Origin of the sequence: Streptomyces cacaoi (assembly GCF_006539165.1) — a bacterium.
In the GTDB taxonomy this organism is placed as follows: Bacteria; Actinomycetota; Actinomycetes; order Streptomycetales; family Streptomycetaceae; genus Streptomyces; species Streptomyces cacaoi.
Window position 1 is genome coordinate 160,186 of the sequence record NZ_BJMM01000002.1, and the last position, 23,965, is coordinate 184,150.

The 23,965-nt window shown below is 74.9% G+C and carries 21 protein-coding genes and 2 pseudogenes; 11 read left to right on the top strand and 12 right to left on the bottom strand.

Going from position 1 to position 23,965, the window contains the following annotated elements:
• Nucleotides 1–24 precede the first annotated feature (24 nt).
• The 5 genes and pseudogenes from SCA03_RS01170 to SCA03_RS35875 all read left to right on the top strand — a co-directional run.
• A complete protein-coding gene (locus SCA03_RS01170) occupies nt 25–1,242 on the top strand; it encodes a damage-control phosphatase ARMT1 family protein (protein WP_086814897.1) in 1,218 nt (405 codons plus the stop codon).
• A 137-nt stretch (nt 1,243–1,379) separates the two neighbouring features.
• The gene (locus SCA03_RS01175) at nt 1,380–1,808 is read left to right on the top strand and encodes a CBS domain-containing protein (RefSeq protein ID WP_030878027.1); all 429 of its coding nucleotides are present in this window, start codon (nt 1,380–1,382) and stop codon (nt 1,806–1,808) included.
• 191 nt (nt 1,809–1,999) lie between these two features.
• On the top strand, nt 2,000–2,692 hold the full coding sequence (locus SCA03_RS35625; protein WP_176602523.1) for a DoxX family protein: 693 nt from the start codon (nt 2,000–2,002) through the stop codon (nt 2,690–2,692).
• A gap of 55 nt (nt 2,693–2,747) precedes the next feature.
• Nucleotides 2,748–3,740, top strand: coding sequence for a helix-turn-helix transcriptional regulator (locus tag SCA03_RS01185; RefSeq protein WP_086814898.1), 993 nt, complete (start codon nt 2,748–2,750; stop codon nt 3,738–3,740).
• Nucleotides 3,741–4,322: 582 nt separating this feature from the next.
• Nucleotides 4,323–5,480: pseudogene (locus SCA03_RS35875) on the top strand (multidrug effflux MFS transporter); the annotation flags it as partial.
• A 58-nt stretch (nt 5,481–5,538) separates the two neighbouring features.
• On the opposite strand, the gene SCA03_RS01195 reads toward SCA03_RS35875, so the two are convergent.
• The 5 genes from SCA03_RS01195 to SCA03_RS01215 all read right to left on the bottom strand — a co-directional run bounded on the left by SCA03_RS01195 (nt 5,539) and on the right by SCA03_RS01215 (nt 11,219).
• The gene (locus tag SCA03_RS01195; RefSeq protein WP_141275162.1) at nt 5,539–7,125 is read right to left on the bottom strand and encodes a sodium:solute symporter family protein; all 1,587 of its coding nucleotides are present in this window, start codon (nt 7,123–7,125) and stop codon (nt 5,539–5,541) included.
• Nucleotides 7,122–7,463 carry a DUF3311 domain-containing protein gene (locus SCA03_RS01200; protein WP_141275163.1) on the bottom strand — a complete coding sequence of 114 codons (342 nt, stop codon included), beginning with the start codon at nt 7,461–7,463 and terminating at the stop codon, nt 7,122–7,124. The genes SCA03_RS01195 and SCA03_RS01200 overlap by 4 nt, the downstream gene beginning before the upstream one ends.
• Before the next feature lie 158 nt (nt 7,464–7,621).
• Nucleotides 7,622–8,497 (bottom strand): SDR family NAD(P)-dependent oxidoreductase, encoded by an 876-nt coding sequence (locus tag SCA03_RS01205; protein ID WP_141275164.1) that lies wholly within the window; start codon nt 8,495–8,497, stop codon nt 7,622–7,624.
• Nucleotides 8,494–9,957, bottom strand: coding sequence for an aldehyde dehydrogenase family protein (locus tag SCA03_RS01210; RefSeq protein ID WP_030878045.1), 1,464 nt, complete (start codon nt 9,955–9,957; stop codon nt 8,494–8,496). Before SCA03_RS01210 ends, SCA03_RS01205 begins: the two co-directional genes overlap by 4 nt.
• Nucleotides 9,954–11,219, bottom strand: a complete 1,266-nt coding sequence (locus SCA03_RS01215) for a M20 family metallopeptidase (RefSeq protein ID WP_086815135.1) — start codon at nt 11,217–11,219, stop codon at nt 9,954–9,956. The genes SCA03_RS01210 and SCA03_RS01215 overlap by 4 nt, the downstream gene beginning before the upstream one ends.
• A 198-nt stretch (nt 11,220–11,417) precedes the next feature.
• On the opposite strand from SCA03_RS01215, the gene SCA03_RS01220 reads away from it, so the two are divergent.
• Nucleotides 11,418–12,266 (top strand): FadR/GntR family transcriptional regulator, encoded by an 849-nt coding sequence (locus SCA03_RS01220; protein WP_212766894.1) that lies wholly within the window; start codon nt 11,418–11,420, stop codon nt 12,264–12,266.
• A 13-nt stretch (nt 12,267–12,279) separates the two neighbouring features.
• On the opposite strand, the gene uriT is transcribed toward SCA03_RS01220, so the two are convergent.
• Together uriT and SCA03_RS01230 are read right to left on the bottom strand one after the other, a co-directional pair.
• Entirely contained in the window at nt 12,280–13,728 is a 1,449-nt protein-coding gene (gene uriT, locus SCA03_RS01225; protein ID WP_078874948.1) for a uridine transporter UriT, read from the bottom strand.
• A complete protein-coding gene (locus SCA03_RS01230) occupies nt 13,725–14,741 on the bottom strand; it encodes a nucleoside hydrolase (protein ID WP_141275165.1) in 1,017 nt (338 codons plus the stop codon). The genes uriT and SCA03_RS01230 overlap by 4 nt, the downstream gene beginning before the upstream one ends.
• Before the next feature lie 265 nt (nt 14,742–15,006).
• Here SCA03_RS01230 and SCA03_RS01235 point away from each other — a divergent pair, with 265 nt between their 5' ends.
• Nucleotides 15,007–15,756: a GntR family transcriptional regulator gene (locus SCA03_RS01235; protein WP_030878058.1), complete on the top strand. Its 750-nt coding sequence runs from the start codon at nt 15,007–15,009 to the stop codon at nt 15,754–15,756.
• Nucleotides 15,757–15,786: 30 nt separating this feature from the next.
• Here SCA03_RS01235 and SCA03_RS01240 read toward each other — a convergent pair whose 3' ends face one another.
• The 3 genes from SCA03_RS01240 to SCA03_RS01250 all read right to left on the bottom strand — a co-directional run bounded on the left by SCA03_RS01240 (nt 15,787) and on the right by SCA03_RS01250 (nt 18,353).
• Nucleotides 15,787–16,179 (bottom strand): NUDIX hydrolase, encoded by a 393-nt coding sequence (locus tag SCA03_RS01240; protein WP_230988428.1) that lies wholly within the window; start codon nt 16,177–16,179, stop codon nt 15,787–15,789.
• 65 nt (nt 16,180–16,244) lie between these two features.
• Nucleotides 16,245–16,943 carry an HAD family hydrolase gene (locus tag SCA03_RS01245; RefSeq protein WP_030890531.1) on the bottom strand — a complete coding sequence of 233 codons (699 nt, stop codon included), beginning with the start codon at nt 16,941–16,943 and terminating at the stop codon, nt 16,245–16,247.
• 150 nt (nt 16,944–17,093) lie between these two features.
• Entirely contained in the window at nt 17,094–18,353 is a 1,260-nt protein-coding gene (locus SCA03_RS01250; RefSeq protein ID WP_086817387.1) for an alpha/beta hydrolase, read from the bottom strand.
• A 230-nt stretch (nt 18,354–18,583) separates the two neighbouring features.
• On the opposite strand from SCA03_RS01250, the gene SCA03_RS01255 reads away from it, so the two are divergent.
• The 4 genes and pseudogenes from SCA03_RS01255 to SCA03_RS01270 all read left to right on the top strand — a co-directional run bounded on the left by SCA03_RS01255 (nt 18,584) and on the right by SCA03_RS01270 (nt 21,507).
• Nucleotides 18,584–19,039, top strand: a complete 456-nt coding sequence (locus SCA03_RS01255; protein ID WP_030878067.1) for a MarR family winged helix-turn-helix transcriptional regulator — start codon at nt 18,584–18,586, stop codon at nt 19,037–19,039.
• A gap of 114 nt (nt 19,040–19,153) precedes the next feature.
• Nucleotides 19,154–19,369: a hypothetical protein gene (locus tag SCA03_RS01260; protein ID WP_030878071.1), complete on the top strand. Its 216-nt coding sequence runs from the start codon at nt 19,154–19,156 to the stop codon at nt 19,367–19,369.
• A gap of 148 nt (nt 19,370–19,517) precedes the next feature.
• Nucleotides 19,518–20,078, top strand: a pseudogene (locus tag SCA03_RS35880) (TerD family protein); the annotation flags it as partial.
• A gap of 769 nt (nt 20,079–20,847) precedes the next feature.
• Nucleotides 20,848–21,507, top strand: a complete 660-nt coding sequence (locus SCA03_RS01270; protein WP_086815448.1) for a nucleoside/nucleotide kinase family protein — start codon at nt 20,848–20,850, stop codon at nt 21,505–21,507.
• Nucleotides 21,508–21,546: 39 nt separating this feature from the next.
• Here the strand turns inward: SCA03_RS01270 and SCA03_RS01275 are convergent, their stop codons facing one another.
• Nucleotides 21,547–22,686 carry an aromatic ring-hydroxylating oxygenase subunit alpha gene (locus tag SCA03_RS01275; RefSeq protein WP_086815447.1) on the bottom strand — a complete coding sequence of 380 codons (1,140 nt, stop codon included), beginning with the start codon at nt 22,684–22,686 and terminating at the stop codon, nt 21,547–21,549.
• The gene (gene solA / locus SCA03_RS01280; RefSeq protein ID WP_086815446.1) at nt 22,683–23,879 is read right to left on the bottom strand and encodes an N-methyl-L-tryptophan oxidase; all 1,197 of its coding nucleotides are present in this window, start codon (nt 23,877–23,879) and stop codon (nt 22,683–22,685) included. Before solA ends, SCA03_RS01275 begins: the two co-directional genes overlap by 4 nt.
• Nucleotides 23,880–23,965 lie beyond the last annotated feature (86 nt).

The following is a 23,965-nucleotide window of genomic DNA, read 5'->3' on the forward strand; positions in this document are numbered from 1 at the left end:
GGACGAGCCGGCAGGGAGGACGACGTGGAGGCCAGCCCGAGCGGCGCACAGCAGGCGCCGGAGATCGTCAGCAGCGTGCCCGGCACGTTCGCGCACGGTGTGTGGACCGAGCGGCACCCCGCGCTGCTGCGCCGGCTGACCGAGGCCACGCCCTACGGGCCCCGGCAGCGGGACGCGCTCGACGCGCTGTTGACCGAGACGCTGCACGGCACCGTCGCGGCCCTGCCCGAGCACGCGCAGGACGCCGCGCTGTGGAACGGGCCCTGGGACCGCGGCCACTACGGCAGGCGCTGGCTCCAGGCGCCCTTCCTGTGGGCCGAGAGCTACTTCTACCGGCGGCTGCGCACCGCCACCGGCTACGCCGACCCGCAGGAGGACGGCGGCGCCCGGCGGGGCGTCGACCCGTTCGCGCCGTTCAAGGAGGCCGAGCTGGCGGGCGAGGGCGTCGACGAGCAGCTCGCCGCGCTCGACGGCCTCGACGGCGCCGACGAGGCGGAACGCACCGACGCACTGCTGCTCGGCGCCCTGTGGGGCAACCGGGCCGATCTCGGATTCCTGCTCACCTCCGACGAGGCGAGCGGCGACCGGCCGCTGGTGGCCGACGAACGGCCGGCGCTGCACCGTCTGCTGGCCGGCGCGGCCGAGCGCGGCGTCGTCCCGGGCCGGATCGTGCTCGTGGCCGACAACGCGGGCCGGGAGCTGATCGCCGATCTGCTGCTGCTCGCCCACCTGCTGGAGACCGGCACCGCCACCGAGGTCCTGCTGCACGTCAAGCCGCACCCGTACTACGTCTCCGACGCGGTCCCGGCGGACGTGCTCGCGGCCGTGCGCAGGATCGCGGCCGCGCCCGCGGCGGCGGGCCGGGCCGGGCGGCTGCTGACCGGGGCGCTGCGCGAGGGGCGGCTGCTGGTGCGCTCGCACCCGTTCTCGTGCGCGCCGCTCGGGTACGCCGCGATGCCCGGCGATCTGCGGGCCGACTTCGCCTCCGCCGCGCTCACGCTGCTGAAGGGCGATCTGAACTACCGGCGGCTGGTGGGCGACCGGCACTGGCCGGCCACCACCCCCTTCGCGGAGGTCACCGCCGGATTCCCGGGCCCGCTCGGCGCCCTGCGCACACTCAAGTCCGAGGTCGTCACCGGGCTGGCGGCGTCGACGGCCGCCGCGCTGGACGACAGCGGCGAGGAGTGGCGCACGAACGGGCAGCACGCCCTGATCCAGGTCCGGGAGGCCGAAGCGGAGTGACCCGCGGTACGGGCCCGCGCACACCGGGTGCCGGGCCCTGGCGGTTCTTCACCCGTATGGCGGATGCCGGGGCGAGCGGGGCGCAGGGGGCGCACACCATGAAGGGGTACGGAACGTACCGCCAGCAGGAGGCCCCCATGCCGACGGCGAAGGACATCATGCACCCCGGTGCCCGGTGGATCTACCGGGAGGAAACCCTCGACAGGGCAGCCCAGTTGATGCGGGAACTCGATGTCGGCGCGCTGCCCGTGAGCGATCAGAACGACAGGATGTGCGGGATGATCACCGACCGCGACATCGTCGTCAAATGCGTCGCCATGGGCCACGACCCCGCGCGGGTGCGGTGCGCCGACCTGTGCGAGGGCACCCCGCGCTGGGTCGCGTCGGACGCCGACACCGCCGAGGTGCTGCGGGAGATGCGCGACCACCACATCAAGCGCATCCCGGTGATCGAGGACAAGCGGCTGGTCGGCGTCATCAGCGAGGCCGACCTCGGCCAGCACCTCTCGGACGAGCAGATCGCCGAGTTCGTCGAGACCGTCTACGCGCTGCCCGGCCGGGGCTGACCGCAGCCCCGCGCGCCGGCGCCCGGCCCGCGCCCCGTACCGCGGCCGCCCACGGGTGTGCCGCCGTACGGGGCGCACCGGTTGCGGGACGGCCGCGCGAGGCGTGACATGGCTGGTGTCGGCTCGTCGACCGAGCGTGCGGTGCGTCCATGTGGGGGCGCCGCCCTCGCGCACCCGGAGGATGACGTCCCATGAAGCTCCTGCATCTGTCCGCACGCCCGCTCCTCGGCTCGCTGTTCGTCACCGCCGGGATCGAGACGCTGCGCGAACCCGAACCGCGGGCCGAGATGGCGGGGCCCTTCCTGGAGAAGGTGCGCGGGACGCTGCCGGCCCTGCCGCGGGACGATGTGCAGCTCGTGCGCGTCAACGCGGCCGTGCAGGTCGCCGCCGGTGCCCTGCTCGGCATCGGCCGGCTGCCCCGGCTGTCCGCGCTCGCGCTGTGCGCCTCGCTGATCCCCACCAACCTCGCCGGCAACTCCTTCTGGGAGCACGACGACCCGGCCGAACGGGCCCAGCGGCGCACCCAGTTCCTCAAGGACTCCGCGATCGTCGGCGGACTGCTCGCCGTGGTCAGCGACGCGAGCCATCTGGCCCGGGCCCGCGCCCTGCGGCACCGTGCCCGGCAGCAGCAGATGCACGCCTGGAAGGCCCGCGCCGGCGTCCAGGGCATGGGCCCCGGCAAGGGCCCCGGTAAGGGCCTCGGCAAGGGCCTCGGCAAGGGCCCCGGTAAGGGCCTCGGCAAGGGCCTCGGAGAGGGCCCCGGCAAGGGACCCGGGCAGGCGTCCTCCCGCTGCGCCGCGAAGGCCGCGCACCGGGCGGGCCAGGCCAAGGGCCGCTGGCAGCAGGCGAAGGCGCACTGCCCCGGGCACGGCAAGCAGTCCTGACCGGAGCCGCCGCCCGCCGCCGGGCAGCCGCGGCGGGGCGCTAACCTGCCCTTCCGTGACCGGAGTTCACCAGGTGGCCGGCGCGGCCGCCACCGCCGCTTACCACGCGTCGATCGCCCGGGCCGAGGAGGGCGCCGACGGCACCGTCCGGCACCGGCTGCGTCCCGAGGTCGGTGACGGCACCATCGAGGTGACGCCGCTGCCCAGCGGTTTCCACCTCGTCCGCTACGACGTCGCCTTCGCCGGGGGCCACCGGCTGCGTTACGCCTTCCCCGGGGACCACTTCGAGCTGGAGCACTGCGTCGAGGGACGTCTGCACATCAGCGAGGCGGACACCGGCACCGGCGAGCTGTGTGCCGGAGCCGTGGCGCTGAGCCCCCGCTGCGCCACCGACGGTGCCGTGGAGCACCGCGACGGCGAGCGCTACCGGGCCGTCTCGGTCACCGGCAGCTGGAGCGGGCTGGAGACCTACCTCGCGGTCCGCGGCGCGGGCGGACTGCCCGCCACCGGACCGGAGCAGCTCGCACGGGCCCGCTATCTGGCCGGCTCGTCCGCATTGCACCAGGTGGCCCGCCCGCTGGAAGAGATCTTCGTGCACCGGCGCAGCTCGCCCGGGCGTCCGCTGTACCTCGAATCGCGGCTCGCCGCGGCGTTCGCCGCGCTGGTCGACGGGCTGACGGCCGGGGCGACGGCCGCGCGGACACGGGACATCGGCCTCGCGGAGCACGAGGTGGCCGCGCTGCGGCGGGTGCCCGACCTGCTGTGGCGGCGACGGCACGCGCCGCCGACGTCGGCCGAGCTGGCCCGCGCCTCGTCCATGTCGGTCCGGCGGCTCACCACCGGCTTCCGCGCGCTGTACGGCGCCTCGGTACGGGAGTTCCACCGGCGCCGCTGCCTCGACCGGGCCGCGGCGCTGCTCGTCGAGACCGACTGGCCGGTCTCCCGGATCGCACACGAGGTCGGCTACGCCTCCGCCGGCAACTTCGGCTACGCCTTCCGCCGCGACCGGGGCATCACCCCCGCCCGCTTCCGCCGCGCACACACCTGACCCCGGCACGGCTGCACACATCTGGACTCCGTGCGGCCGGGCGCACACCTGAACCCGGCACCGCCGCGCACACACCTGAACCCGGCACCGCCGCGCAGATCCGAACCCGGCACCGCCGCGCACACCTGAACCCCGTGCGGCCGGGCGCACAACCGGAACTCCGGGGCCGTCGGTGGCGCCGTCGGTGGTGCCGCCGGGGCTCGGTGCCGCTGCCGCGCACAGCCGAACTCCGCGCCGCGTGCGGTGCTTTCGCGGCTCCGGCGGGTCCGCGGCAGCGCTGTGGACGCTCCGTGCGGCGGGCTGTACGGCGGAGATCGCGTGCCCGATGCCGACGCCGTGGCGGGGTGCACGGCGGAGATCGTGTGCCTGTCGGTGACGCCGGGGCGCTCCGTGTCGCGGGCCGTACGGCAGGGGCCGTGCGTCGTGGCGCTCCGGGAGCCGTGTCGCGGGCCGCGCGCTCCACAGCGGCGGGCTCCGCGCTCCACACCGTGCCGCGGTGCCGGTGCGGACCATGGGCGCGCGGCGGTCGCGTCGGCCGCCGGCCGCGCTCGGCGAGCGCGCCCGACGTCTGGTTGGAGACCGATGAACGCCCCTGGAGAACCCCCGGCCCGCGCGGGCCGCCTCGTCCTCGCCCTCGGCGGGCTCTCGGCCCTGTCACCGTTCGCCACCGACATGTACGCGCCCGCCTTCCCGGAGATCGTCGCCTCGTTCCACACCTCGGGCGCAGCCGTGCAACTCTCGCTCACCGCCTGCCTCGTGGGGATCGCGGCCGGTCAGCTCGTACTCGGTCCGGTCAGCGACGCGGTGGGACGGCGCCGGCTGCTCCTGGTGGGCTGCGGGCTGTTCACCGTGTTCTCCGCGGTCTGCGCGCTCGCCCGGTCCCTGGCCGTGTTCGAGACCGCCCGGCTGTTGCAGGGCTGCGCCGCCGGTGCCGGGCTCGTCGTCGGACGGGCCGTCGTCAGCGACCGGTTCACCGGCGTCCACGCGGCCCGCCGGCTCTCCGCGTTGAGCGTGATCGCGATGACGGCGCCGGTGCTGGCGCCGGTCGCCGGGGGCGCCGTCCTCGGTATCGGCTCCTGGCGCCTGGTGTTCGGCGCGCTGGCCGCCGCCGGGCTGGCGCTGTGGGCCGCGGTCGGCGCGTGGGTTCCCGAGTCGCTGCCCGCCGAGCGGCGCGTGTCCGGCGGTGTGCGGGCCGCGTTCGGTGCGACGGCCGGACTGCTGCGGCGGCGCCGGCTCGTCGGCGGGCTGCTCGTCATGGGGTGCGGACTCGGCGCGCTGTTCGCCTACATCACCGGCTCGCCGTTCGTCTTCCGCGACGGCTTCGGCCTGTCGCCCACCGGCTACGGTCTCGTCTTCGCGGTGAACGCCGCCGGTACCGTGCTGGCCGGTGTGCTGTTCGGCCGGCTGGCCGGGCGGGTGCGCCTCGGCACGCTGCTCGCCGCCGGTGCGGCCGTCACCCTGGCCGCCACGGGCACCCTGGTGGCGCTGCACGCCGCCGGTGCCGGCGGCTTCCCGGCCACCTGGGCCTGTCTGTTCGGTCTGACGTCCGGCTTCGGGATGGTCCTGCCCGCCGCGACGACCCTCGTCCTCGACCTGGGCGCCGACGCCCCGGGGGCCGCCTCCGGTCTCCTCGGCGGCGCCCAGTTCGTGCTCGGCGCCGCCGCCGCTCCGCTGCCCGGCGCGGCCGGGGACACCACCGCGCTGTCGATGGCGGTCGTGGTGTGCGGCTGCGCCCTCCTCTCGGCGGCGGCGCTGCCCCTGCTGGCCGGGCCGCGGGGCGGGCGCGGACGGGCGGCGGTCAGGCGGAGGGAGCGGCGCGGGGCGGTCCCTCGTCGCCGTCGCCGGTTCCGACGGGTCCGGTGGCGGCACCGGTGCGGGACGTGCGCGCCGCGGCGCCGGAGCCACCGGGTCCGCCGGAGCCGCCGGGGGCGCGGAAGGCGTTGACGGCGCAGGTGACGGCGAGGTTCGCCACGAGCCCGACGACACCGCCGTTGACGCCGCACAGCGGGTCGTTGTCGGTGGCCCACAGCCCCACCACCACGGCCAGGCCCACGAGCATGCCCGCGACCCCCGCCACGGCCGTCATCCGCCGCCAGAACAGCGACAGCAGCGCCAGCGGCACCAGTTGGGCGAGCCCCTCGTAGGAGAGCACCGACAGCTGCACCAGCGTGTTCGGGTAGAACAGGGCCCCGCCGAGCGCGAGCAGCCCCGCCAGGAAGCACACCAGTTGGGAGAGCCGCTTGGCGCGCACATCGGCCGCGCCGCCCGCCGGGCCCTCGGCCCGCCTCGGCCACCGCGGGTCGGAGCCGTTCCCGCCGCCCAGCAGCGTCCGCCCGCACAGCGTGCCGATCGCCAGCATGAACACGCTCATCGGCACGATCGCGGACAGCGCACCGGCGACGCCGATCACGGCCACGACGGGCGCCGGCAGCGAGTCGGTCACCAGCCGGAACAGCGCCAGGTCCGGGTTGCCGAGCCCCGGCAGCGCGAACAGGGCGACGGCGCCCACCATCATCGGGATGAACAGCAGCAGCTGGTACCAGGGCAGCAACAGGGCGTTGCGGCGCAGGGCGTTGGGGCTGCGGGCGCTGAGGTAGCCGGCCACCGTGGTGGGGAAGATGGAGATGGTCACGGCGTTGAGCAGCAGCGTGGAGACGAACCAGGTGCCGTCCATGCCGCCCGAGTCGTGCCCGGGGAAGGTGAGCCACTCCGGCTTCTCCCGCACCAGCCGGTTCAGCAGATCGCCCGGCCCGTCCAGGTAGTGCAGCGGGATCCACACCGCGAGGAAGACCACCGCGACGATCACCAGCACGTCCTTCAGCACGCTCACCCAGGCCGAGCCGCGCAGCCCGGAGACGAGGACGAACGCCTCGGCCACCACGAACGAGACGACGGCGGCGACGCGCAGGTCCACGCTGCCGTACGTCATCGCGTTGACCACCACGCCCATGCCCTGGATCTGCACCTGGACGTAGGGGACGATGAAGACCGTCGCCGTGACCGCGACGAGGATCCCCACCGGCCGGGAGCGGAACCGGTGTTCGGCGATGTCGGCGATCGACAGCAGCCGGTGCCGGCTCGCATACGTCCACAGGGCCGGACCCACCACATAGCCCACCGCGAAGCCGACGGTGAGGTACGCGACCAGGTACAGGATCGGCACCCCGTAGGAGTAGGACCAGCCGGCCGTGCCCAGGAACGAGAAGCTCGTGTAGCTCTCGCCGGCCATCAGCAGCCAGATGAAGAGCACGCCCAGGCCCCGGCTGGAGACCGACCACTCGGCCAGGCCCTTGTCCCGGCCGCGGGCGCTGAGCACCCCGATCACCAGGGTGGCCACCATCGCCAGGCCGAACACCGTCGTCGCGACCGCCGCCGAGCCGCTCATCGCGCCCCTCCGGCGGCTCCCGGGCCGGGGCCCTCGCCGTCGTGCGGTGCGGTGCCGTCCGGCGGGGGGTCGTCGTCGGCCGGCAGCGGCTCCAGCGCGCCGCTGCGGAAGGCCGGGTCCAGCCGGGCGGCGAGCCAGATGACCAGCGGGCTGAGCACCGTCGCGCCGATGACCCACACCAGCAGGAACGGGACGCCCAGGACGCGGGGTTCGATGCTGTTGGCGACGAGCGGCGCCAGGCAGTACAGCACCGCGGGGACGAGCAGCAGCCACAGTGCGGGGCGTCTGGCTCGGGTACGGGGAAAGCTCTCCCCCTCGGGGGGTGCCGGCTCGGACATGGGGTGCTCCTTGAACGGTGGTCACCGAGATCCTGCCCCACCCCCGCTCCGGCCGGTGAACCGGTCCGGTCGGTCCTCCGGCGGGTGCTCCGGCGGGTGCTCCGGGGCAGGGCCCGGCCGGGCGGGGGTGGTGGGGCACGCGGTCGTGGGGTGTGCGGTCAGACGGAGGGGGCGTAGCGGCCGTCGACGGCCGTCCAGCCGCCGTCGACGGTCAGCACGCTGCCGGTGACGAACGTCGAGGCGTCCGAGACGAGGTACACCACGGCGCCCGCGATCTCGTCGGCCCGCGCCCACCGTTGGAGCGCCGAGGCCCGTGCGTAGGCGTCGTACCACTCCGGGGCCGCCGCGATCTGGTCGGTCAGCGGCGTACGCACCACCCCGGGCGCCACGGCGTTGAACCGCACGCCCTGCGGCCCCCATTCGGCGGCGGCGGTGCGCAGCAGCTGGACGAGCCCGGCCTTCGAGGCGGCGTAGACGCCCTGGCCCGGCTCCACCTGGAAGGCGCGCATGGACGCCAGGGAGACGACCGAGCCGCGCCCGCGCGCCGCCATGGCCGGGGCGCAGGCCCGTACCAGCGAGAAGTGGGCCCGCAGATTGAGCGCGACGACCCGCTCGAACTCCTCCGCCGAGTAGTCGGCGATCCGCTTGCGGACGTTGTGGCCGACCGTCACCACGAGGCCGTCCAGCGGGCCCCAGGCCCGGGCCGCCTCGCCGAGCGCGTCCTCGTCCAGCACATCGAGCGGATACGGCGCGGCCCCGGGCCCCGCCAGCCGGGCCGTCTCGGCCGCGCCCTGCTCGTCCCGGTCGGCGACGGTCACCTCGGCGCCCTGCGCCGCCAGCGCCCGTGCGGCCTCCCGGCCGATACCGCTCGCCCCGCCGACGACGGCGACCCGCCGCCCGTCCAGCCGGAACAGCCTGCCGTAGTCGGGCCCGCCGACGGCCGGTTCGCCACCCCCGCTGCCCGCGCCTCCGGAGTCGCCCGGGCCGCTCGCGCCTCGGGCGCCACCCCGCTCGGTGTCCGCCGCCCCGCTCATGGCCTGATCACCGCCATCTTCGTCACCGTCAGCTCCTCGATCGCGAACCGGGGGCCCTCGCGGCCGATGCCGGAGTCCTTCACGCCGCCGTACGGCGCGACATCGCAGCGGTAGCCCGGTACCTCGTTGATCACGACGCCGCCCACGTCCAGTTCGTCCAGCGCCCGGAAGGCCACGTCCAGCCGGCGGGTGAAGACCGCGGCGTGCAGCCCGTAGCGGCTCGCGTCGACCGTCGCGAAGGCCGCGTCCAGATCGGGGACGGCGCGCAGACAGACCACCGGGCCGAAGACCTCCTCGTCCCACAGCGGCTGTCCGTCGGGCACGTCCGCCAGCAGCGCGGGCGTCAGACAGCGGCCCTGCCGGGAGCCGCCGGCCAGCAGCCGGGCGCCCGCCGACCGGGCGCGTGCGATCCACTCCAGCACCCGCTCGGTGGCCGGTTCGTCGATGAGCGCGGCGACCCGGGTGGCCTCCTCGCGCGGGTCGCCGACCCGCACCCCGGCGAGGCGCTCCACGATGCGCTCCTCCAGCGCCGCGGCGACGGGCTCTTCGGCGATGACGCGCTGGACGGCGATGCACGCCTGCCCCGAGGCGTAGGTGCCGCCGCGCACGACCGCCTCCGCCGCCGCGTCCAGATCGGCGTCGGCGGCCACCACGAGCGCGGCGTTGGAGCCGAGTTCGAGGACGGTCCTGCGGGGCGCGGCGTCCCGTGCGATGCGGTGGCCGACGGCGGCGGAACCGGTGAAGGAGACGGCGGCGACGTCCGGGTGCGTGGTCAGCGCCCGGCCGACCCGGGCGTCGCCGGTGACGAGCTGCACCAGGGCCCGCGGCGCACCGGCCGCGGCGAGCCGCTCGCGCACCAGGTGCACCAGCCACAGGGTGGCCAGCGGTGTCGCGGGTGCCGGTTTGACGATCACCGGGCAGCCGGCCGCCAGCGCCGGGGCGATCTTGTGCGAGGCCAGCATCATCGGATAGTTGAACCCGGCGATGCCGACGACGACGCCGACCGGCCGCCGGGTCCAGAAGCCGGTCAGGCCGTCGCCGGAGGGCAGCCCGTCCAGCGGGACCGTCTCGCCGTGGATGTGCACGACCTCGTCGGCGGCCGCGCGCCAGGTGGCCACCGCGCGCAGCACCTCGGTGCGGCAGTCGGCGCGCGGCTTGCCCGTCTCCAGGACGAGCAGGTCCTCCATGCCGCGGGCCACCTCCTCCAGCGCGTCGGCCACGGCGGCGAGCACCGAGCGCCGGGTGCGGGTGGGCAGCGCGGCGGCCGGCCGGCGCAGTGCCGCCGCGTGTTCCACCGCGCGCCGTGCCAGCTCCGGGTCGCCGACGGGTGCCTGCCGTACGGGGGTTCCGTCGTAGGGGAAGACGACGGTGGAGGTGCCGGCGCCGGTCTCCCCCGCGGGCACGCCGTGTTCGCCGACGGGCAGCCCCTCGGGCCAGGCCGCCTCGGGCCACAGGTTCATACGGTGCCTCCCGGCGTGGTGGCCGCCGGGTGTGCGGCGGCCGAGGTGAGGAAGTGGTGTGCGGCGGCGGCGTACACACGGGCGTACTCGCCGATCTCCCGCACCTCGACGTACTCGTCCTTCTGGTGCGCGATCCACTTGCCGCCGGGGCCGTAGACGACGGTGGGCAGTCCGGCGTCCCGGGTGAGGACGGTGCCGTCCGTGGTGCCGGGTACGGCGCCGAAGGCCGGGGGAGCGCCGTGCACCCGGGTGTGCGCCGCGACCAGCCCGGTGACCAGCGGATGGTCCTCGGCGATCTCGATCGCGGGCCGGTCGTCGACGACGGTCTGGACGACGTCCACCCCCGACTCCGCGGCCGCCTCCCACGCCGACTCCCGTATCCGGGCGATGAGTTCGGCGTGGTCGGTGCCCGGGACCGTCCGTACGTCGACCCCCACGACGCCGTGCGCGGGGATCACATTGAGCTGGTCCGGGTCGCCGCCCAGCAGCACGGTGGGGGTGACGGTGACGGAGCCGGCGTGCGGATGGGTGCCGTACCGGGCGACGGCCCACTGCTGCACCTCCGCCAGGCGTTCGACGATCCGGGCGCCCGCCGCCACCGGGTTGCGGCCCTCCTGCGGCATCGCGCCGTGCGCCATCACGCCGGTGAGGTCCAGCCGCAGCCGGATGCCGCCGCGCGCCGAGGTGCACACCTCGTACCCCTCCGGCTCGCACACCACGACACCGTCGACCTCGGCGGCGAGCGGGGAGGCCGCGAACGCCTTGGCGCCGAGCATCATCCCTTCCTCGTCGGCCAGCACGCCCAGCACGATCCGGCCGGGGAACGGCCCCGCCAGCTGGAGGGCGCGCACGCCGTGGATCATGGCCGCGAGCCCGGACTTCATATCGGCGGTGCCCCGGCCGTACATCCTGCCGTCGTGGATCTCGGCGCCGTAGGGGTCGACGCTCCAGTCCCGCGGGTCGCCCTCGGTGACGACGTCGGTATGGCCCTCGAACATCAGGGTCGGCCCGGGGCCGCCGCCGCCGTCGAGCACCGCGACGACACTGGGCCGGCCGGGCGCGACCTCGGTCACGGTGTGCTCCCAGCCGAAGCGGGTGAACAGCTCCGACACCAGCTCGGCGGCGGGCCGTTCGACGGCCTCGGCGCCCTCCGCGTTGACGGTGCGCAGCCGAACGAGGTCCCGGGTGAGGGCGACGGCGGCCTCGGTGTCGAGCAGGGAATCCCACGGCTGCGCGCCGGGACCGGGCTGTCCGGGGTGCATAGAACCTCCAAGTTCCCCTGGGGGGAGGGGAGTCCAGCCCCTGGCCGGGAGGCCAGGCCACTGGTCAGACCAGTTGATTTTCCGTACTCTGCTCGGGCGCCCCGCGGCCGGTCAAGGGGTCGGACGGAGCGGACGGAGCGGCCGGCCGGGGAGAGCGGCCCGTGCACGGAGAACGCGTGGAGGGAGAAGGGGAGCCCGATGACCGTCGAGAGTTCCGGTGAGGTGTCGTTCGAGCCGGTGCGGCCGGTGCGCGCCTATCAGCGTGTGGCCGAGCAGATCGAGGAACGCATCCTGTCCGGAGAGCTGCCGGCCGGCTCGCGGCTGCCCGCCGAGCGCGAGTTGGTGCGCCAGTTCGACGTCGGGCGCTCCACCATCCGGGAGGCGCTGCGGGTGCTCCAGTCGTCCGGGCTGGTCCGCTCCCGGCCCGGGGACCCGCTGGGCGCCGAGGTGCTCGGCGTCTCGCCGGACAACCTCAGCCAGGCACTCGGCCGGCTGACCCGCTCGCACCTGTCCGGCCCGGCCGAACTCGTCCAGTTCCGCATGCTGTTGGACGCCGAGAGCTACCGGCTGGCCGCCCGGCTGCACACCGAGGAGGACCTGGCCCGGATGACGGCGCTCGCGGACCGGATGGCCGGGTGCGCCGACGGGGAGCCGCACGGCGGGGCACAGGGGGACGCGCGCGGGAGCGGGTCCGGCGACCGGCACGGCGGCACGCGCGGGGACGCGCACGCCTTCAGCCGGGCCGACGCCGAGTTCCACCGGGTGGTCGCCGAAGCGAGCGGGAACGCCCTGCTCGCCCTGTGCGCACGGGCGGTGCACGACGCCGTCGTCGAGGTCATCGAGGGCAAGCTGGCGCACGCCCGGCAGGCGGGCGACGGAGCGGACTGGATGCGCCGCTCCGTCGCCCACCACCGCGAGATCCTCGCCGCGCTCGCCGCGGGCGACGGTGCCCGCGCCGCGGCGCTGGGCCGCGCGGCGCTGTACGAGTCCTACGCGCCGCAGCTGCCCGAGCGGGACCGGGCCCGGCTGCGCGCCGCGCTGGACTGAGGGCGCGGCCGGATCAGGAGGCGACCTCGGCGTCCCGCGGCTTCGGGATGAGGAACGAGGCCGCCCAGGCCGCGGCGACGACGAGCATGCCGGCCACCACGGCGGCCACGTACCCGGTCGCCGAGCCGCTGCCGTCGGGGCTGCCGGCGACCTGTACGGGCGTCAGCAGCGCGAAGCTCAGCCCGGCGCCGAGGCCGAACGCGGCCGAGATCAGCCCGGGCAGGAACCCGGGATGGTCCGCCGGTGCAAGGACGACACCGAGCAGGTTGAGCACGATGTTGGCCATGCCCGCGTAGGTGACGCCGAGCAGCACCGTGCAGCCGATCATCACCGGCGGCGAGTGCACCCCGGCGAAGGCCGCCACCGCGAGGACCGCCACGCTGCCCAGCAGTCCCCAGCGCAGCAGCCGCAGATAGCCCAGCGTCGGAGCGAGCCGCCCGGTGAACGGCCCGACGAGCCAGCCCACCAGCGCGAACGGGGTCAAAAAGGCCAGCGAGGCGGTGCCCGCGCTCATCCCGAACCCGGCCTCCTCGTTCTGCACGAACGACATCAGCACGCCGTTGACCACCGCGAAGACGCCGACGAGGGTGAGCAGTGTGGTCAGCAGCGGCGCCCAGGTCGCCCGCCGGCGCAGATCGCGGATGCGTACCAGCGGGTGCGGGCTGCGCGTCTCCACCCGCCAGAACAGCGCGAAGGCCGCGGCGGCGAGCACCAACAGCCCGGTGAACACCGCCCAGTCGGCCGTCGCGGGCTGCTTGGCCTCCTCGACGGCGATGAGCAGGGCCACCACGGCCACGGCGATCGGCAGCACCCCGGGCCAGTCCATCGGTGTCCCGGCGGACGGCCGGGACTCCCGGCAGCCCAGGCTCACCAGCACCAGCGCGAGCAGGGCGACCACCGCGATGACCCAGAAGATGCTGCGGAAGCCGAACGCACCGGCCAGCCAGCCGCCGGCCAGCGCATCGATCCCGGCCACCCCGCCGTTCACGGCCGTCACCACGCCCATCAGCGCGCCGAGCCGCTTGGGGTCGGTGACCTGGGCGCGCAGCATCAGCAGCGAGATCTGCACGACCGGCCCGGTGACGCCCTGGATCACCCGGGCGACGTCGAGCACCACGATGTTCGGCGCGAGCGCCGCGAGCACCGTCCCGGCCGTGAGCACCGCGAGCATGCCCTGGAGCACGCGCTTGCGCCCCGCGATGTCGCTGAAGCGCGGCAGGAACAGCGAGAACATGCCGCACGCGGTGAAGAACGCGGTCTGCGACAGGCCGGTCGCGGCCTCGTCGGTGTGCAGCTCGCGTGCCATGGTGACCAGCGCGGGGCTGAGCATGCTGGCGTTGAGCTGGAAGGCCACACAGGCCGCCAGCAGCGCGGTCAGCAGCGCCGTCGTGCCGCCGCGGCCGGGGCCGGCGGGTGTCTCCCGCGCCGCCGGCGCCGTCTGCCGTGCGGGCGGGGTGCTCATCGGGCCGTCTCCTGCCCGGACCGGGTCAACCGCTCGACGAGCAGCTCACCGAAGGTGCCGTCGGTCTCCAGCACCACGGTGGCGCCGGCGCCGGGCAGTTCGGGGTAGCCGCGGTGGATGCCGCGGGTGTCGGCGACGAGGGCGCCCCGGGCCGCCCCGTCGGCCGTGTCGACGGTGACCGGCAGCCGGGGCGCCAGCCGCGGGACGACCTCGCCGACGGCGATGGCGGCGGCCAGCGGGTCGTGGCAGGCGCAGCCGCGGAACGGCAGGCACGTCGTCTCGTGGAAGGTGAAGTAGCAGTCGAGGATCTCCCCGGCGAGCCGGCCCGCCGGGCTGTCGGAGGCCAGCAGCCGCTGCCGCTGTTCCTCGGTCAGGTTCTCCCGCATCGTCACGTCCAGCGGGACGAGGGTGAGGTCCCAGTCGGCCGCGAGCACGGCCGCGGCGGCCTCCGGGTCGTGGCCGATGTTGGCCTCGGCCACCGGGGAGATGTTGCCCGGGTGGTGGACGGCGCCGCCCATCACCGTGACGTGGTGGACGAGTTCGGGCAGCCGCGGCTCCGCGCGCAGGGCCAGCGCGAGGTTGGTGAGCGGGGCGGTGGCGAGGATGTCGAGCGTGCCGCCGGCGGCGCGTGCCGTCTCGACGATCAGCTCCACGGCCGAGCGCGGGTCCGGCGCCGCGGTGGGCGGCGGGAGCGCGACGCCGCCGAGCCCGCCCTCGCCGTGCACGGTGCTCACCTCGTCGTGCACGGCGCCGGTCAGCGCCGTCTCGGCACCGGCGGCCACCGGTATGTCCGTGCGTCCGACGGTCTCCAGCACCTGGAGGGTGTTGAGCGCGGACCGCTCGGCACCGGTGTTGCCGGCGACGGTGGTCACGGCGCGCAGATCGGTGCCGGGGGTGAGGCAGAGGTAGAGCAGGGCCAGGGCGTCGTCGATGCCCGTGTCGCAGTCCATCAGCAGGGGACGGGCGGCGGGAGCGGAGGGGGAAGCGGCGGGGGAAGCGGCGGGAAGGGGCATGAGGCTCTCACAAGAAGCGGGGGTGTGCGGGGCAGGGCGGGGCGGCGCACGGGCGCGCTCCACCGACAGTCACAGCGACTTTGTCTGACAACTGGTGGCGCGAGGCTAACTCCGGCCCTACGGCCGCACAAGGGGTTGCCGGACGCCCGAACTCCTGTGGAAACTGCGGTGTACGGGCGTGACCGGGGGGTGAGGGCCGGGCTGGTCGCGTACTACCCTGGGGCTGCCCGGACCGAAAGGTCAGACAAGAGATCGGGGACTTGCGATGCCTCGCCAGGGAAACCGCCGCCACTCGCCCCGCGTCGAGCTGTACCAGCGTCTGGTGGCCGCCATCGACGACGGCACGTTCCCGCCCGGCGCCCGGCTGCCCCCCGAACCCGAACTCGCCACCCGGCTCGGCGTGAGCCGGCCCGCGCTGCGCGAGGTGCTGATCCTGCTCCAGGAGGACGGCGTCATCACGCGCCGCCAGGGCGCCGGCAGCACCGTCAACCAGCCGCCGCCCGCCCCCGGGCTGGAACGCCTGCTGCCCGTCGAGGAGTTGCTCGGCGGCTCCGGCGTGCGCTGCCGCAGGCTCGCCGAGGAGGACGAGGAGCCCACCGACTTCTCCGGGCACCATCTGCGGCTGGCGCCCTCCGCGCGCACCCGCTTCTGGGAGACGGCGGTGGACACCGACGGCGCGACGGGCTGCTTCGCGCACGAGTGGGCAGCGGACCCGGCCGGACTGCGCGCCGTCGACCCGGCGCTCACCGAGGCCCTCCGGCCCGCGCCGGACGCGCCGCCCACCACCATGCTCGCCGCGTTCCTGGCCGCCGCTCCCGGCCTGCCGCTGCACGCCCGCAGCACGCTGGGCGCCACCGTCCTCGGCAAGGAGCGCGGCCACGCCGTCTCCCGCCCGCCCGAGACGCCCGCGCTGCTGCTCACCCAGACCGTCGCGGCCTCCGGCCGTCCGGTGCTGGCCGCCAAGTACCTCTTCCCCGGCGGCTCCCCGCTGCTGCACATGGCACACCGGCGCTGAGCCCCGCGCCCCGGCGGGCGGGCGCCGGGCTCAGATCCGGCCGAGCAGCCCGTCCTGTCCGTCGGCCAGGGGCGCGGCCAGGGGCAGCGGGACGAAGCGGCAGCCGAAGCGCAGACCGGCGTCCGCGTCGGTGCCGCGCACCGTGTGCTGCCAGGTGTCCGCCGTGCGGCGGCCCGCGGACAGCAGGAAGAAGGTGGTGTGCCGGGCCTGTCCGGTCTCCGGGTGCGGACGCTCGTCGGCGCCGAGGGCGCGCACCACCCGCGTGTCCGTCAGCCCCGTCTCCTCCTCGACCTCGCGCAGGACGGCGCTGCGGAGGTCCTCGCCCGGGCGCACCCCGCCCGCCGGAACCTGGGTACCGGCGCCGGGCGCTCCGAGATGGTCGAAGACGAGCAACTCGCGTCCCCCGTCCGTGCGTCGGCGCACGACGTACGCCGCCACCCGGATCCGCGGGGCACCGGCCGCCGCCGCGTGTGCCCCGCCGGGCCCGGTCACCGGGCGCCGACGAGCACGCGCAGGTCCGGCACGGTGCCGTGGGTGGCGTCCGCCAGCCAGGACTCCGGTGTCGGGCCGCCGGTGTAGCCGAGCACGGGCATGCCCGCGGCCAGCGCCGCCCGGACCCCGGCCGGGCTGTCCTCCACCACGAGGCAACGCGCGGGCGGCGCACCGCACTCGGCCGCCGCGTGCAGGAACAGATCGGGCGCCGGCTTGCCCTCGGCGACGTCCTCAGCGCTGAAGATCCGGCCGGGGAAGCGGTCCCACAGCCCGGTGGCCGTCAGCGAGTGCCGGATACGGGAGTGGCTGCCGCTGGAGGCGACGCAGTAGGCCGTGCCCCGGGCGTCCAGCGCGTCGAGGACCTCGGGGACGCCCGGCATGGTGTGCGGCGCGGCGTCGAAGGCGGCGGCGACCCGAGCGCGGTAGTCGTCCAGCCAGGACGCGTCGACGGGCACGGTGGCGTGCCGGCGCACCTCGGCGAGCAGATACGGCTCCGGGGTGCCGAGGAACAGCTCGCGCACGTCCTCGGGGGTCAGCGGCCAGCCCACCTCGGTGGTCATCGCGGCGACGACCCGGGGCCCGATGCGCTCGGTGTCGACGAGGACACCGTCGCAGTCGAAGATCACCAACTCGGCGGCGGCGAGCGCCTCGACGGCGGACGCGGTCGGCGGGTGCGGTCGTGAGGGGGAGGTCATCGGGGCGGCTCCTCGATCGCGCGGCGCAGGCAGGCGGCGCGCTCCGGCCCGCCGCGCCCCCAACCCCATCACACGCGCCGGGCCCGCTCGCCCGCGCCCCGGTGCGCGGGGGCGGGACGCGAGCGGGCCAGGCGCCAGGAGAAGCGCGCCTCAGCGGGTTCCGGCGGCCTCGGTGATCTCCCGGGGTGTGGTGCCGAGCCACCAGTCCGGGTGCGCCGTGCCGTCGGTGACGGAGCCGTCGCGCCGGACGTAGTGACGCACGTCGCGGCCGGGCTCCTGGAGGCCGCCGTTCAGGGCGCGTTCGACCCACTCGGCGCCGAACCGGAAGACCTCGGCGGCGGTGCCGCCCAGCGGGTGGAACTCGTCCTCGTAGACCCGCATCTCCTTGGGGGCGCGGATGCGCTCGTAGGTGGCGAGGGCCTGTTCCAGCCGGGTCAGTTCGTCGAACTCGCCGATGCCGATCAGGACGGGCCGGGTGATGCCGGTGACGAGGTCGCCGAGCGGCATCCGGGCGGCCAGCTCGCGGTCGAAGTGCTCCTCGTCGGTGTACCCGGACATGTACATGAAGTTGCTCTTGAAGCTGGGCTGGGCCCTGTTGAAGATCGTGTCGAAGTCGCCGGTGACCCCCTCGAAGGAGGCCAGCGCCGCCAGGCGCGAGTCGGTGGCGGCGGCACGCAGGCCCCAGTAGCCGCTCATGCTGATGCCGAACATGCCGATGCGGTCGGCGTCGACCTCGGGAAGCTCCGCGAGGAAGTCGAGGTAACGGCTCAGCGCACGCTCGTAGTTGGTCAGATCGACGGTGAGGCCCGTCGCTCGGGACTCGCCCTGCCCCGGGCCCTCGATGGAGAGCGCCACGATGCCGCGCGAGGTGTAGTAGCGCTCGGCCGCCTGGATGTAGTCCTCCTTGATCATGTCCATCCCGGGCCCCAGGAGCACGGCCGGGGCTCCGCGGACCTCGCCGGCCGGCAGGTGCAGCAGGGCGTGGATGTGCTGGCCCTCGAAGTCCAGGACGACGCGGCGCACCCGGCCGTCGCGGAGTGCGCCGAGGCGCGCGACACAGTGGTTGGTGTGCTCGCGGAAGGCGGCCTTGCGCGGGTCGTCCGCGTCGAAGATCGAGTACTGGGCGCGGCCCCACATCACCGCGGCCCGCAGATAGAGGTCGGCGGCGGTCTGTGCGAAGCCCTCCGCGTCGTGGTGGGCGGCGCGCTGTTCGGTCTGGCCGGCGATGGTCGCCCAGGCCTTCGGCAGCATGGCGCCGCTCTTGACCAGGGCGAAGACCTTGTCGAAGTCGGTGTGGTCGTGGCCGAGCTGCTCCAGGGTGCCCTTGGCCTCGGGGTGCAGCGCGTCGAACCCGCCCTGCGCGAGGGCGATGTCCAGGCTCCAGCTCTGTCCGACGGAGCGTGCGGTCATGGCTCTTCTCCTTTTGACGGTGTGGTCCCGGTCCCGGTGTGCGGTGCGTTCTCCCACGCTGAGTTAAGTACTTACCTATTGGGTGGGCGCCGACGGGCCACCGGGCGGGGCCCGTGGTGCGCGAGCATTGGTAAGTACTTATCTATTAAGTACTTGAGATACGCTGGCTGTCAAACAGAGCCCGGGGCGCACATGCCCGACGGCTCCGGAGATCCCCAGGGAGAAGGGTCATGACCAGCACCGACGACGCCCGCCGGCAGGAGGCTCTGGCCGAGCTGTCCCGTGCCGCCTACAGCCTCAGTGCCGCCGACGCCCGCCTGCGCGGCCGGGCCACCCGCACCCCCGGCGCCCTGTCCCTCACGCATGCGCGGGCCCTGCGGGTGCTCGCCGAGCGCAGTCCGCTCTCGATCGCCGAACTCGCCGCGGGCGTCGAGACCACCAGCGCCGCCGCGACCCAGCTGGTCAACGGTCTCGCCAAGGCCGGCTATGTCGACCGGGAGCCCGATCCCGGCAACCGCCGCGCCGTCCGGGTGAGCCTCACCGCACGGGGGCGCGCCCGGCACCGCGAGCGCGAACGGCTCCTCGCCGACTCCTTCGCCGAGGCCCTCCCTCATCTGAGTGCCGACGATCTCGCCGTCGCCACCGATGTCCTCAACCGTCTGAGCGGAATCTACGACGAGTTGTAGCGGGCGCCGCCGAACTCTCTTGCTGGCTTGCGTAATTCCTGAACTCTCGCCGATGCTGTCGGCGTCGGTACCCACGGGGTGCCCATGGGACGGCGGTGAAGTGAGGGTGAAGTGATGAGGCGTGAGGCGGCGATTCTCTCCGGCGGGCCCGCCGCCGGGCTGCGGGTGACGGTGACCGGCCGGCCGCCCGTGCTCCAGGTGGCGTGGCCCTGCGAGGTGGAGGCGGCGGACGAGCAGAGCCCCCGCGTGGTGGCACTGTATGTGTACCGGCGCACCTCCTTCGCCCCCGAGGAGCCCCTGCGTTACGGCTTCGACGCGGCCAGCCCGTGAGCGGGCGGGAGCGGCGCCCACCTGCGGTTCTCGGCTATCCTTCTACAGTTCTGTAGTAGAGGGCTGTGTGCGCCGTGGCTGCCCTCGCGTGCCCGCGCACGGCGCGCGGCACCACGGTGCGCGAGGACCGCGAGTCCGAAGGAGACAGATGGGCGTCACCCTCCCCAAGGGCGGCAACGCGTCGCTGAGCCGGCAGGCACCCGGCGTGCGCAACGTGCGGGTGGAGATCGGATGGCAGGCGGCCGACGGGTACGACCTGGACGCGAGCGCGCTGCTGTGCGGGGCGTCCGGACAGGTCCTGTCGGACGAGCACTTCGTGTTCTTCAACAACCCGCGCAGCCCCGACGGCGCCGTCCGGCACGTGGGCAGCGACGGCGGCGGCACCGGCGCGGGTGACCGGGAACACCTGGAGGTGGATCTCGACCGGCTGCCGGCCGAGGTCGAGAAGGTCGTCTTCCCGGTCTCGCTGTACGAGGCCGCCCGACGCGGCCAGAACTTCGGCCAGTTGACCGGCGCGTACATCCGCGTCTCGGACGGCGAGGGGGCGGGCGAACTCGCCCGCTTCGACTTCCACGAGAACGCCTCGGCCGAGACCGCGATGATCGCCGGTGAGCTCTACCGGCGGGGCGCCGAGTGGAAGTTCCGCGCCGTGGGCCAGGGGTATGTGGCCGGACTGGCCGGTATCGCCCAGGACTTCGGCGTCGACGTCCTGCGCGAGACCGAGGAGGACGCCGGGGCCCCGCAGCAGACCGCCGCCTCCGCATCCCCCGCGTCCCCCGCGCCCGCGCCGTCCGTCCCCGTGGGCCCGGCGGCGTCCACCGCGCCGCCGCCGCAGCCGCCCGCACCGCCCGCCGCGGCCCCCGTGCCGCCCCCGCAACCGGCCGCACCGCCGGCCAACCCGCAGCCGACACCCGGGAGTTCCTCCATGACCTGCTTCTTCGACCCCCACCACGGCCCCGGGACGACCCCGGTGACCTGGTCGCCGCAGTGGGGCGTCCCGCGGCAGATCCAGGCGTGCGATCCCTGCGCGCAGCGAGTGCAGACCACCCCGCCGCCCTTCTACACCGCGCCGCAGGCGGGCTACCCGCAGCAGGGCTACCCCCAGCCCGGCGGATACCCGCCCTCCGGCGGCTATCCGCAGCCGGTGCAGCAGGGCTACCCCGACCAGCAGGCGGGCGGCGGTGGCGGGCAGCGCCGCTTCGGCATGGGCGCCGTCGCCGGTGCCGGTGCGGCCGGCTTGGTGGGCGGCGCGCTGCTCAACGAGGCGCTGAGCGACGACGAGCCCGACGTCACCATCAACCAGTACTACGAGGGCGACGAGTACGAGTTCGAGTGAGCGTGCCCGGTGGCCCGCCGGGTAGTCTCCGGCGGGTCGCCGCCGCCCCGAGCCGCCGTCGAAAGCAGGCGACGGCCGGGGCGCGGCGGCCGTCGAGGGCGGCACCGGCCCGGCGCCGCCCGGGAGCACGGAAGGTCAGCCGATGAGCACCACACCCGACCGGCCGCCCGTCGAGCGGGACCCGGTGGCGCTGGCGGCCCGGGCCCGCGAGCTGCGGGACCGGCCGGGGCGCGCACTGCTCGGACTCACCGGCCCGCCCGGCGCGGGCAAGAGCACCCTCGGTGCGGCGCTGGTGCAAGAACTCGGGCCCGGCGCCGCACTGTTGCCGATGGACGGCTTCCACCTGGCCAACTCCGTACTGGCCGCGCTCGGCCGCGCCGACCGCAAGGGCGCGCCCGACACCTTCGACGGCGCCGGCTACGCCGACCTGCTGCGCCGGCTGCGGGAGGCGGCCGGCACGGAGACGGTGTACGCGCCGCGTTTCCACCGGGAGTTCGAGGAGTCGTACGCGGCGGAACTGGCCATCGGCCCCGACGTCCGGCTCGTCGTCACCGAGGGCAACTATCTGCTGCTGCCCGAGGAGCCCTGGGTGCGGGTGCCGCCGCTGCTCGACGAGGTGTGGTACCTCGACCCGGACGAGGAGTTGCGGCTCTCCCGGCTGGTGGCACGGCACATCTCCTTCGGCAGGGCACCCGAGCAGGCCCACGCCTGGGCGCACGGCACCGACCAGGCCAACGCGGTGCGGATCGCCGCCACCCGCCCGGCCGCCGATCTCGTCGTCCGGCCTGCCCCGCGGGGGTGACGGGCGGGCCGGGCCGCGCGGCCCCGCCCGCCGTCGCGGTCACGCCAGCCGGTCCGTCACCCAGGCGTGGAACTCCCCGATGTGGTGCTCGCTGGGCACCAGCAGGCCGCCGTCCCGGTAGGCACGCGAGGACATGGCCGGCTGTGTCCGCTCGCAGGCCGCGAAGTCCTGCGCGTTGACGCGGTGGAACAGCTCGACGGAGCGGGAGACATCGGCGCCCGAGCCGACGACGTCCGGCGCGTACAGCCAGTCGCACTCGACGATCGTGCGGTCCTCGGCCACCGGGAACATCCGGTGCAGGATGACATGGTCCGGCACGAGGTTGAGGAAGACCTGGGGGCGGATGGTGAGCGCATAGTAGCGGCGGTCGTGGGAGTCCGGCACACCCGGCAGCCGGCCGAACCCGGCGCTGCCGTCCACCGTGAACCCCTCGGCCTCGGCGGCGAACTCCGGCCCGTGCCCCACGAAGTACTGGGCGGCGAAGCCGTCCGCGAACTCCGGGAGCACCTCGGTGAGTTCGGGATGGATCGTGGCGCAGTGATAGCACTCCATGAAGTTCTCGACGATGAGCTTCCAGTTGGCCGCCACGTCGTAGGTGTGCCGCCGGCCCAGCGCGAGATCCTCGACACCGTAGTGGCCGATCACCTCCGGGCCGCCCAGCCGGTCGGCGACCGCGCGGACGACCGTCTCCTCGAAGGACGGCGGCTGACCGGCCAGGCACACCCACGCACAGCCCAGCCACTCGCGCAGCGCGACGGAGTGCAGCCCGAGCCCGGAGCGGTCCACGTCCGGCATCCGCGCCAGGTTCGGCGCGGCGGTCAGCCTGCCGTCCAGGTCGTAGGTCCAGGCGTGGTACGGGCACTGGAGCGCACGGCGGACCTCACCGGACTCCTCGGTGCACAGCCGGGCGCCGCGGTGCCGGCAGACGTTGAGGAAGGCGCGCAGTTCGCCCCGCCTGTTGCGGGTGATCAGCACGGACTCGCGGCCGACGGAGACGGTGCGGTAGGCACCGGGCCGCTCCAGATCAGCGGAGCGGACCGCGCAGAACCACTCCTGCTCGAAGATGCGTTCCTGTTCGCGCCGGAAGTTATCCGGGTCGGTGTAGCGGTGCCCCGGCAGGGTGGCGATCAGGCTGCCGGGCTGCTCGGTCCCCGTCTCCGGGGTCGTCGGCACGGTCATCGCGCGGTCTCCTCCAGTGCGTGCTCCTCGGCCGCGGCCGGTGCCGCGGACCGCCTGCGCGGGTCGAACAAGGTGATCGGATGCCCGGTCGTGCCGTCCTGCACCAGATCGGCGACGATCTCCCCGACGACGGGCACGAACTTGAAGCCGTGCCCGGAGAAGCCGCAGGCCACCGTCACCGCGTCCGGATGGACCGGGTGCCGGGCCAGCACGAAGTGCTCATCCGGTGTGGTGGTGTACATACAGGTGACGGCCTTGCGCAGCCGGCCCGGCAACCGCGGGATACGGGGCCGCAGCTGGGCCGCCATCGCCGCCACCTCCTCGTCGTGGACGGTGCGGTCGATGGTCTGCGGGGTGCACACCGAGCCCTTGCGGAAGAACGCCACCTTCGCGCCGCCCTCCGGGCCCTCGATCGCCGGGAAGCCGTAGATCTGGGTGCCCTCGGCGTCCTCCCACACATAGACGGGCTGCCGCTCCGGGTCGAACGGGCCGGTGCCGCCGTGCGGATGGAACCAGTACATGATCTGCCGCTCGACGGTGAAGGGCACCCCGACGTCCGCGAGCAGCTCCGGGGCCCAGGCCCCCGGACAGACGACCAGATGCTCCGCGGTGTGCACCTCGTCCGCGGTGTACACGCGTACGCCGCGGCCGCCCTCCAGCACCTCCCAGCGGACCGCCGGCTCCTCGAAGCGCAGATCGGCGCCCGCGCCCAGGGCGAGCTGGATGTGCGCGGCCACGGTGGCCTCCGGGCGTACCAGCCCGGCCCGCTGTTCGTACAGCGCCCACTCGTCCTCGGCCGGGGTCAGCGTCGGGAAGCGGCGCCGCACCTCGGCCGCGTCGAGCACCTCGTACGGCAGGTCCCACTGCCGGGCCGAGCGCAGACTGCCCGCGAAGACCCGGCTGCCGGAGTTGCCGATCATCGTGCCGCCGCACAGCGTCGCGATACGGCGGCCGGTGTCCCGCTCCAGCTTCTCGAACAGCTCGTAGGAGCGCAGCAGCAGCGGCACGTAGGCCGGGTCCTCGAAGTACGCCTGCCGGATGATGCGTGAACCCCCGTGGCTGGAGCCCCTGTTGTGGGCGGGGCCGTACCGCTCCAGCCCGAGGACGCCCAGGCCACGGGCCGCCAGATGGTGGGCGGCGGCGCTGCCCATGCCGCCCAGGCCGATGATGATCACGTCGTGGGTTGCCGCCATGCGGACCTCCTGATTCCTGGCCCTCCCCGCCGGGGAGGACGTGACGGCGCCTCCCGGGGGAGGAGGTGAGCGGATGCGCGGAAGGG

What these genes read in the sequence shown, in the direction of transcription:
- SCA03_RS35625 (WP_176602523.1), top strand. Translation starts at nt 2,000, where the DNA reads ATGAAGCTCCTGCATCTGTCCGCACGCCCGCTCCTCGGCTCGCTGTTC.
- SCA03_RS01210 (WP_030878045.1), bottom strand. Translation starts at nt 9,957, where the DNA reads ATGAACCTGTGGCCCGAGGCGGCCTGGCCCGAGGGGCTGCCCGTCGGC.
- SCA03_RS01220 (WP_212766894.1), top strand. Translation starts at nt 11,418, where the DNA reads ATGACCGTCGAGAGTTCCGGTGAGGTGTCGTTCGAGCCGGTGCGGCCG.
- uriT (WP_078874948.1), bottom strand. Translation starts at nt 13,728, where the DNA reads ATGAGCACCCCGCCCGCACGGCAGACGGCGCCGGCGGCGCGGGAGACA.
- SCA03_RS01230 (WP_141275165.1), bottom strand. Translation starts at nt 14,741, where the DNA reads ATGCCCCTTCCCGCCGCTTCCCCCGCCGCTTCCCCCTCCGCTCCCGCC.
- SCA03_RS01195 (WP_141275162.1), bottom strand. Translation starts at nt 7,125, where the DNA reads ATGAGCGGCTCGGCGGCGGTCGCGACGACGGTGTTCGGCCTGGCGATG.
- SCA03_RS01260 (WP_030878071.1), top strand. Translation starts at nt 19,154, where the DNA reads ATGAGGCGTGAGGCGGCGATTCTCTCCGGCGGGCCCGCCGCCGGGCTG.
- SCA03_RS01200 (WP_141275163.1), bottom strand. Translation starts at nt 7,463, where the DNA reads ATGTCCGAGCCGGCACCCCCCGAGGGGGAGAGCTTTCCCCGTACCCGA.
- SCA03_RS01255 (WP_030878067.1), top strand. Translation starts at nt 18,584, where the DNA reads ATGACCAGCACCGACGACGCCCGCCGGCAGGAGGCTCTGGCCGAGCTG.
- solA (WP_086815446.1), bottom strand. Translation starts at nt 23,879, where the DNA reads ATGGCGGCAACCCACGACGTGATCATCATCGGCCTGGGCGGCATGGGC.
- SCA03_RS01250 (WP_086817387.1), bottom strand. Translation starts at nt 18,353, where the DNA reads ATGACCGCACGCTCCGTCGGACAGAGCTGGAGCCTGGACATCGCCCTC.
- SCA03_RS01235 (WP_030878058.1), top strand. Translation starts at nt 15,007, where the DNA reads ATGCCTCGCCAGGGAAACCGCCGCCACTCGCCCCGCGTCGAGCTGTAC.
- SCA03_RS01175 (WP_030878027.1), top strand. Translation starts at nt 1,380, where the DNA reads ATGCCGACGGCGAAGGACATCATGCACCCCGGTGCCCGGTGGATCTAC.
- SCA03_RS01205 (WP_141275164.1), bottom strand. Translation starts at nt 8,497, where the DNA reads ATGAGCGGGGCGGCGGACACCGAGCGGGGTGGCGCCCGAGGCGCGAGC.
- SCA03_RS01270 (WP_086815448.1), top strand. Translation starts at nt 20,848, where the DNA reads ATGAGCACCACACCCGACCGGCCGCCCGTCGAGCGGGACCCGGTGGCG.
- SCA03_RS01275 (WP_086815447.1), bottom strand. Translation starts at nt 22,686, where the DNA reads ATGACCGTGCCGACGACCCCGGAGACGGGGACCGAGCAGCCCGGCAGC.
- SCA03_RS01245 (WP_030890531.1), bottom strand. Translation starts at nt 16,943, where the DNA reads ATGACCTCCCCCTCACGACCGCACCCGCCGACCGCGTCCGCCGTCGAG.
- SCA03_RS01215 (WP_086815135.1), bottom strand. Translation starts at nt 11,219, where the DNA reads ATGCACCCCGGACAGCCCGGTCCCGGCGCGCAGCCGTGGGATTCCCTG.